General features: G+C 47.6%; 9 protein-coding genes and 1 pseudogene. 4 read left to right on the top strand and 6 right to left on the bottom strand.

From position 1 onward, the window contains the following. The 3 genes from B3180_RS06605 to B3180_RS06595 form a co-directional block, all read right to left on the bottom strand. Nucleotides 1-470 (bottom strand): 1-deoxy-D-xylulose-5-phosphate synthase N-terminal domain-containing protein (locus B3180_RS06605; RefSeq protein WP_286843662.1); only part of this gene is annotated, 470 nt, incomplete at its 3' end. A 4-nt stretch (nt 471-474) separates the two neighbouring features. Next, the gene (ispA, locus tag B3180_RS06600; RefSeq protein ID WP_278358446.1) at nt 475-1,362 is read right to left on the bottom strand and encodes a (2E,6E)-farnesyl diphosphate synthase; all 888 of its coding nucleotides are present in this window, start codon (nt 1,360-1,362) and stop codon (nt 475-477) included. Continuing rightward, complete coding sequence (locus B3180_RS06595; protein ID WP_054489432.1) at nt 1,359-1,598, bottom strand: exodeoxyribonuclease VII small subunit; 240 nt, start codon at nt 1,596-1,598, stop codon at nt 1,359-1,361. The genes ispA and B3180_RS06595 overlap by 4 nt, the downstream gene beginning before the upstream one ends. Before the next feature lie 202 nt (nt 1,599-1,800). Here B3180_RS06595 and pomA point away from each other — a divergent pair, with 202 nt between their 5' ends. The 4 genes from pomA (at nt 1,801) to B3180_RS06575 (ending at nt 5,391) form a co-directional block, all read left to right on the top strand. Then, nucleotides 1,801-2,568 carry a flagellar motor protein PomA gene (gene pomA, locus B3180_RS06590; protein ID WP_222235753.1) on the top strand — a complete coding sequence of 256 codons (768 nt, stop codon included), beginning with the start codon at nt 1,801-1,803 and terminating at the stop codon, nt 2,566-2,568. 2 nt (nt 2,569-2,570) lie between these two features. Continuing rightward, a complete protein-coding gene (locus B3180_RS06585; protein ID WP_222235752.1) occupies nt 2,571-3,509 on the top strand; it encodes a flagellar motor protein MotB in 939 nt (312 codons plus the stop codon). 66 nt (nt 3,510-3,575) lie between these two features. Beyond that, nucleotides 3,576-5,027: a tRNA uracil 4-sulfurtransferase ThiI gene (thiI, locus tag B3180_RS06580; RefSeq protein WP_278358447.1), complete on the top strand. Its 1,452-nt coding sequence runs from the start codon at nt 3,576-3,578 to the stop codon at nt 5,025-5,027. 19 nt (nt 5,028-5,046) lie between these two features. After that, complete coding sequence (locus tag B3180_RS06575) at nt 5,047-5,391, top strand: VanZ family protein (protein ID WP_054489423.1); 345 nt, start codon at nt 5,047-5,049, stop codon at nt 5,389-5,391. Here B3180_RS06575 and srmB read toward each other — a convergent pair. The 3 genes and pseudogenes from srmB to B3180_RS06555 form a co-directional block, all read right to left on the bottom strand. After that, a pseudogene (srmB, locus tag B3180_RS15745) lies at nt 5,388-6,632 on the bottom strand (ATP-dependent RNA helicase SrmB). The gene B3180_RS06575 and the pseudogene srmB overlap by 4 nt on opposite strands. 31 nt (nt 6,633-6,663) lie before the next feature. Next, entirely contained in the window at nt 6,664-7,512 is an 849-nt protein-coding gene (locus tag B3180_RS06560; protein WP_222235749.1) for a universal stress protein, read from the bottom strand. Between the two features lie 17 nt (nt 7,513-7,529). Further along, nucleotides 7,530-8,196: SulP family inorganic anion transporter (locus B3180_RS06555; RefSeq protein ID WP_286843652.1), on the bottom strand; the 667-nt coding region annotated here is incomplete at its 5' end.

The following is an 8,196-nucleotide window of genomic DNA, read 5'->3' as shown; positions in this document are numbered from 1 at the left end:
GCCATGCCTGCGGTCATGGCTCCGTCACCAATAATAGACACCACTTTCTGGCGTAAACTTTGGCGTTGCGCTGCCACGGCCAGGCCTAAAGCAGCAGATATCGACGTGCTTGAGTGCCCCACCGATAAGACATCGTATTCGCTTTCTTCCCGCCACGGAAAAGGGTGTAACCCGTCTTTCTGGCGAATGCTCTGCAACTGCTGTTTACGCCCGGTCAGTATTTTATGCGGATAAGCCTGATGGCCAACATCCCACACCAGCTTGTCTTCAGGAGTGTGGTAGATGTAGTGCAGGGCGACTGTTAACTCAACCGTACCTAAACCGGAGGCAAGGTGGCCACTGCTCTGACTGACCGATGTCAGCAAAAACTGACGAATTTCAGCGCACAAGTCAGGTAATTGCGAGCGTGACAGGCGACGCAAGTCGGCGGGTAAATTAATTTTATCGAGTAACGGATATTGTTGAGTCATTCAGTTAGTGGTCCCGCTTTAACAGCAAGTCGGAAAATTGTTCGAGTTTGTCGGTATTGTAAGGGATATCGCTTAATGACTGTAGCGCTTTGTTATGTAAGTTTTGTAAGCGTCGTTGAGCGCCTTCAATACCTAACAAACGCACGTATGTGGATTTTTCAGACGCGGCATCTGAACCCTGAGGTTTCCCCAGTGCTTCAGTGTTACCTACAACATCGAGAATATCATCCTGTACTTGAAATGCCAGCCCCAAATAACGCGCAAATTGTTCGAATTTTTCTTGCCACTTTTGGGCTGCGCTGCTACCACATAAAACGCCCAAGCTGGCTGCTGCTGTTATTAATGCGCCGGTTTTACTTAAATGCATTTGCTCCAGTGCACTTTCGGTAAGGTTCTTTGCCGTTGCCTGTAAATCAATTGCCTGACCGGCACACATGCCCCGGGCACCGCTGGCTTTCGCCAATACATGAACGAGTTGCAGTTGGCGCTCTGCCGGTATGTCCTGCATGTTGCTTTCGGTCAGTATTTCAAAGGCCAGAGTTTGCAGTGCGTCACCTGCGAGAATAGCTGTCGCTTCATCGTACGCAATATGGCAAGTCGGTTGTCCGCGACGTAAGTCGTCATCGTCCATGGCCGGTAAGTCGTCATGAATTAATGAATAAGCGTGAATTAATTCAATAGCAGCTGCTGAACGCAAGGCATCGTCTTGGTTGGCGCCGCAGATATCGGCAACAGTCATTACCAGGTAGGGGCGAATGCGCTTCCCACCCAGTAAAACACCATGCTGCATTGCCTGACTCAAACGCTTATTTAACGTCAGGGGCTCGAGCTTCTGCTGTAAAAATGTGTCGACTTGCTTTCTTGTATCTGCTGTTAACGAATTAATCGTCACATCAGTTCTCCATCACTTTCATCATTGCCTGATTGTTGTTGCTCGGCTAACAGGGTTGTGACTTTTTGTTCAGCCTGCTGCAATTGTTGCTGGCTGGAGCGTGACAGCGCAATGGCCTGCTCAAACTTTTTCAGCGACTGCTCTAAGGGTAAATCGCCTTGCTCCAGTTCATTAACCAGTTGCTCTAACTGTTCAAGAGCCTGTTCAAAGGATTGCTGTTTCTGTTCTTCTGCCATAGCTGAGTCTGCCTTAAAATCTGTTTTGAGCCGCATTGCTACAAGAATGAAAGTTAATTATCCGATAAAGAATCCCGAATGTCAGCCGATGATCTCATTATTCCTGTGTAAGATGATCAGATGTCGCTTGTCAGAGCGGCGCTATTGTTTAAGAATGAGCACAGCAGCATAAGCGAAAACGCAAATCGGGGAGGAAAGCTGAGTGGATATAGCAACGCTCATAGGAATTATCGGCGCCATCGGCTTTGTTGTGGTCGCCATGATTCTGGGTGGGGATATAAGTCTTTTTATCGATGCGCGTTCGTTTTTTATCGTATTCGGTGGCTCATTATTTATAACCTTAGCTAATTTCTCGTTAAGCCAGTTTTTAGGGACGGGAAAAGTCGTCGTTAAGGCCTTTTTCTTTAAAATTGAACACCCACAAGAGCTTATCGACACTGCCGTTGAAATGGCTGACTCTGCGCGAAAAGGCGGTTTCCTGGCTTTGGAAGAGGCGGAAATTCCGAATAAATTCTTTCGTAAAGGCGTCGACATGCTGGTTGATGGCCATGACGCCGAAGTGGTTCGCCAAACCTTGTCAAAAGACATAAAAATGAGTTTTTCTCGTCACGAGGAAGGTGCTCGCGTCTTTAAAATACTCAGTGATGTTGCCCCGGCCATGGGTATGATAGGTACCCTGATTGGTTTGGTCGCTATGCTTTCCAATATGGACGACCCTAAAGCCATAGGTCCGGCTATGGCCGTTGCCTTGTTAACCACGCTTTATGGTGCGTTTCTGGCGAACGTTATTGCTATTCCTATTGCCAATAAACTGTTGCTGCGCGCAGAACAGGAAAAATTGAATCAACAATTGATACTGGATGCCATTTTAGGTATTCAGGACGGTCAAAACCCTCGTGTCATTGAAGGTATTTTGCGTAATTACCTGGCTGAATCTAAGCGTATTGGTAATGAGGATGAGGACGAGTAGTCATGGCCTCAGAGAAAGTCAGAGACGAAGAAGAAGAAGACTGCAACTGCCCGCCAGCGGGCTTACCTATGTGGATGGCAACCTTTGCCGATCTCATGACTTTGCTCATGTGCTTCTTCGTGCTCTTGCTGGCTTTCTCCGAAATGGATGTATTAAAGTTTAAGCAAATTGCCGGCTCTATGAAGTACGCCTTAGGTGTACAGAATAAAATTGAAGTTAAAGACATTCCTAAAGGTACCAGTGTCATTGCACAGGAATTCCGGCCCGGGCGTCCGGAGCCGACCCCCATTGAAACCATTCAGCAACAAACCGTTGAAATGACCCAGCAAATGCTGGAATTCCAGGAAGGCGAGTCTGATTTTGCCGGGGGGCAACAAACCGAACGTGGTGGTCAGGAAGCCGACAGCGCAGAAGATCAAAAAGAAGCAGAATCTGAAAACACCGAAGCCATGACTCAGGTGTCTAAAGAGCTTATGCGCCGCATTGAACAGCAGCTAGAGAATGAAATTAAAGCCGGAACCATAGAGCTGGAACAGCATGGTCAGCAAATCATTATTCGTATTCGCGAGCAGGGCTCATTCCCTGAAGGTTCTGCGTTCTTGCAGCCGCAGTTCCGGCCTATCATTCAGCAGGTTGCCGAGGCATTAAAAGATATTCCCGGCGAAATTACCATTTCCGGGCACAGTGATAATGAACGTCTGGTTTCAGAAATCTACTCGTCGCGTTGGGATCTCTCCAGCAAACGCGCGGTGGCCGTTGCTGAAGAAATGCTGAAAGTTGAAGACTTTAGTGAGGACCGTTTGGTTGTCATGGGCTTCTCCGACACTAAACCATTAGTACCAAACAATTCTGAAGAAAATCGTAAGCGCAATCGCCGGGTTGAAATTTCGGTTATGCAGGGTAAGGCGGCAGAATCTGACCCGGTTGATGTTATTGACTGAGTGCTGGTTTCTGTCGGGCAGGACACGTATAATTGCCCACTTTCCTAAAGACTTGACGATTTTGCTATGAAGTTTGTTGTTCGCCTGCACGCCGAAATTACCATTAAAAGCCGCTCTGTACGCAAGCGTTACGGTAAAGTACTTACCAATAACCTGCGTAAAATTCTGGCGCCAATCGATGACTCGGTTTACGCAAAGTGGCTGTGGGACCGAATTGAGGTTTCAGCCCATGGCGATGATTCTGAAGTACGTAATCAAATCAAAGAAGTCTTACAGAATACGCCGGGCATTTCCTGGTTTGCAGAGGTTATCGAGCAGCCATTAACCGACTTTGATGCCATTGCGGAATTAGTGGGCGAACACTGGCTACGGCGCCTGCCGGGTAAAACCTTTGCTATGCGTGTTAAGCGCAAGGGGCATCACGAGTTTAACTCGCAGCAGCTGGAGCGTTACATTGGTGGCTATTTGCTGCAACGCGTTCCCGATGCATCCGTTAACCTTTCTAAACCCGACCTTGAAATTGCACTGCAAATTACGAATAAGGTCGTGCACCTGGTTGGAGAACGTATTAACGGTTTAGGTGGCTTTCCAATTCCTACTCAGGAAACTGTATTGTCCTTGCTTAGCGGCGGTTTTGATTCAGGCGTTGCAACCTATGAGTTTATCCGGCGCGGTGCGCGAACGCACTTCTGCTTCTTTAATTTAGGCGGCGATGCTCATGAAGTGGCCGTGCGTCAAATAGCCTATTACCTCTGGAAGCGTTACAGCGCTTCGCATCCCATTAAGTTCATCAGCGTTGATTTTGCACCCATTGTTGATGACATTCTTACCAATGTGGAAAACGGACAAATGGGCGTGGTATTGAAGCGTCAAATGCTACGTGCTGCCGATAAAGTTGCGCGCTATGTCAAAGCTCAGGCTTTGGTCACCGGCGAGGCGATGGGACAAGTGTCCAGTCAAACTCTGGCTAATTTGCGGGTTATTGACCAGGCAACGGATGCGTTAGTTTTACGGCCTCTTATTACCAAGGACAAACAAGAAATTGTTGATGAAGCCAAGCGTATTGGCACCGAGCCTTTGGCAAAATCGATTCCCGAATACTGTGGGGTTATTTCAAATAAGCCAACGGTTAAAGCTATTCCTGCGGTTATCGAAGCCGAAGAAGCAAAGCTTAATAAAGATTTACTCGATCAAGTGGTGCAGGCGTCAAACGTACTCAGCATGCAGGATATAGCAACTCAAACTGATAAAGAACTGGAGCTGCCGGATACAACCACGGAACTCAAAAGTCATACCACCATCATAGATATTCGAAATGATGAAGAAATTGAAGCTGCGCCTTTGTCGGTAGATGTAGAGGTTATTGAGATACCATTTTTTAAATTAGCCACTCAATTTGCTGAATTGGATCAAAGTCGTGAATACCTGTTGTATTGTGATCAGGGCATTATGAGCCGGATGCAGGCTTTGTTATTGCACGAAAATGGCTATAGCAACGTATCGGTTTATAAGCCTTAATTTAATAGAGAAGTAAATTATGCTGGCAAGAGTTCTGTTTTTTGTTCTGCTGTCGATAACCACCTTTTTATTTCTGTGGCAGTTCCCCAGTACCGGAGCTCAGAGTATCCCTTATATGGATAAGCTGGTTCATTTTGTGATCTTCTTCGTTCTGGCTTTGACGTTCCACCGGGCCTTTGCGTTGTCTGCCAGGTTATCGCTTTTGTTTTTAGCCTGCTACGGTTTAATGATTGAATTGGCTCAGGCTTATGCGCCGGGGCGTGGCGCAGATGTTTATGACTGGTTAGCGGATGCCAGCGGGGTTATCGCTTACTTTGCCTGGCATCACTTGAGAGAAAAATACCTAAGAAAAAAGTCGCGTTAACGCGACTTTTTCTTTGTATCTTTTTTCTTTGCATCCTTTTTCTTTTTATCTTTCTTCTTAGAACGAGCCTTTTCTGTCGACGGGAACTTATACTGAGGCTTCAAGCCCTGAATGGTTCTTCTGTCGAGCTTAGCGTCTAAGTAACGTTCAATACGCCCCAGTAATAAAGCATCGTGCGCTTCCACTAATGAAATGGCTATGCCTTTTTGTCCACCGCGAGCGGTGCGGCCAATTCTGTGCAGATAAACGTCCGCTTGCTTTGGTAAGTCGTAGTTAACAACCACGGTAATATCATCAACGTCCAGGCCCCTTGCGGCTATATCGGTAGCTACTAGCGTGATATCTGTGGTCTGTTTTAACTCGTTCATGATGCGCTGGCGATCACTTTGCGGCATGTCGCCCCGCAAGGTGACAATTTTGCGCCCGGTACCAAACTGACTGCGTAAAAAGTTGGCGATGAGCTCTACTCGCTCACGTGTTCTGACGAAAACAAACTGCCGCCCCGGGTGTTCTTTCAGTGTGCTCATTAAAAGCTGGCGTTTATGCTCATCGGTATCCGCTAAGTGTACCCACTGAACAATTTTACCGCGTTCACGCTTTGGTGGCTGAACGTCAATGTATTCAGGTTCCGTCAGCAGCTCGCGCTAAAACTTAATAACACCAGAGCTATTCAATGTTGCAGACAGCAGCAATGACTGTTGGCGGTGGCGTGCCTGCAGTGCCATTTCTTTAACTGTTGCTGCAAAGCCCATGTCCAACATGCGGTCGGCTTCATCAATGATTAGCCACTCTATGCCTTCCAGGTTGTACTGCTCGGCTTCGAGCAAATCCATCAGGCGACCGGGTGTGGCGACCAGAATATCGTGCGTTTTTTCCAGCAGAGACAGTTGCGAGCCGTAATTAATACCGCCGGTCACCACAACAGAAGACAGCCCCGTCTTGCTTTCAAACTGTTGGGCCTGCTGATGAATCTGCTCAGCCAGTTCGCGAGTTGGAGCAAGAACCAGAATGCGTGCAGGACCTGGCTGTTGACGTGGGAAGTCCAGCAAATGTTGCAGAGCCGGTAACAGGAAGGCTAAGGTTTTGCCGGTTCCTGTCGGGGCACTAACAAGCAAGTCTCTGCCATCGAGGGCTGCAGGAATGCTCTGTTGCTGTACTTTTGCCGGTTTGTTCAGTTGTGCGTCCCGAAGGACCGCAATTAAGCGGTCATCAAGATCAAACTCTTCCCAGTCTGGGGTCATATCATTTTCCTTGAGATCATTTTGTCTGCGATTAACGCAGCAGCAATAAAGCAGAGTTGGTCGTTTGTAACAAACTGGTTGTGGTACTGCCAACTAAAAACTGACGAATACGCGAATGACCATAGGCACCCATTACCATTAGATCAATATTATGCTCTTTTTGATAGGCGTGCAGAGTCGGTTCAACTTCCCCGGAGCGTATTTCAAAATGCACGTTATGACCCAGCTCACGCAGATGGTTTGCTGCCGCTTCAATAGAGGCGTAGCTGTCATTCGTGTCAGCACCCACCATCACCAAATGCAGTGGCAGTCCACGAAATATTGGGCTTTCAGCCAAAAGACGAATGCCTTTTCGAGAAGAGTCGCTGCCATCAAATGCCAGCATGACACTTTTCGGTTCAGTGAACTCTTCAGGCGCAACCAGTATTGGTCGGTGCATGGTTCGTACAACAGTTTCAAGCTGACTACCCACGCGGTTGGTGCGAGAGGTGTCTTCGCCATGAAGGCCCATAACCAGTAGCCGCATAGAGTCTTCAATTTCTAAAAGAGACTCGGCTAAATCACCATGACGTTGTCGCAGATTGACCTGTTCGACACCGTCATGAAGCGCTCTTTCCTTTGCGCTTTCAAGCATGTGGTGACCTTGCTCTAAAGCAAGCTTGCTGCGTTGCTGGTCCAGTTCTGCTAATTGCTCAAGCAAGGCTTCTCTGCTGCCTAAACCTATGTTGCCGGTCATATCCGGTTCGGTAGGGTAGCGGGCTTGGTCCAGAACATGAAAGAGTGTCAGAGGCGTACTTAAACGTAACGCCGCCCAACTGGCGTAATCACAGACCGACTGCGTTGACGCGGAACCATCAATACAAGCAACAACATGTTTCATTATTGAATCCTTTTCCATTAGTGACCGCCCATCAGCTTGTCAACGGCATCAGGCTTGTCGTGTACGCCAAAACGGTCAACGATAGTTGCACTGGCTTCGTTCAGCCCAATGACTTCAACTTCGGCACCTTCACGGCGAAATTTGACTACAGCCCGATCAAGCGCATCAACGGCGGTAATATCCCAGAAGTGAGCATGACTCAGGTCAATGACAATCTGCTCAACCCCTTCCTTAAAATCAAATGCCGCAAGAAACTTTTCAGATGAACTGAAAAATACCTGTCCAATGACACGGTAGGTACGCTTATTGCCGTCCGTATCGATGTCTGATTTAACGTAAAGATAATGACCAATTTTGTTCGCAAAGAACATAGCAGCCAGAAGCACGCCAACCAGAACGCCATAAGCCAGGTTATGTGTTGCGACAACGACAGCAACCGTGGTTACCATGACAATATTGGTGGACAGTGGATGCTTCTTCAAGTTCTTAATGGAGCTCCAGCTAAAGGTACCAATAGAGACCATTATCATTACGGCAACTAATGCGGCCATTGGAATTTGCACCAGTAATTTATCCAGAACTAAAACCATGACCAATAAGAATATACCGGCGACAAGTGTGGAGAGTCGAGTACGACCGCCAGACTTTACATTAATAATCGACTGACCAATCATGGCACAACCC

The organism is Idiomarina sp. UBA4206 (assembly GCF_002383015.1).
GTDB lineage: Bacteria > Pseudomonadota > Gammaproteobacteria > Enterobacterales > Alteromonadaceae > Idiomarina > Idiomarina abyssalis.
Note: the sequence above shows the minus strand (reverse complement) of the source record. Positions and strands in the feature narration are given on the sequence as shown.

Coding starts and splice junctions, on each gene's coding strand:
- B3180_RS06595 (WP_054489432.1), bottom strand. CDS start 1,598: ATGGCAGAAGAACAGAAACAGCAATCCTTTGAACAGGCTCTTGAACAG.
- B3180_RS06585 (WP_222235752.1), top strand. CDS start 2,571: ATGGCCTCAGAGAAAGTCAGAGACGAAGAAGAAGAAGACTGCAACTGC.
- thiI (WP_278358447.1), top strand. CDS start 3,576: ATGAAGTTTGTTGTTCGCCTGCACGCCGAAATTACCATTAAAAGCCGC.
- B3180_RS06575 (WP_054489423.1), top strand. CDS start 5,047: ATGCTGGCAAGAGTTCTGTTTTTTGTTCTGCTGTCGATAACCACCTTT.
- B3180_RS06560 (WP_222235749.1), bottom strand. CDS start 7,512: ATGAAACATGTTGTTGCTTGTATTGATGGTTCCGCGTCAACGCAGTCG.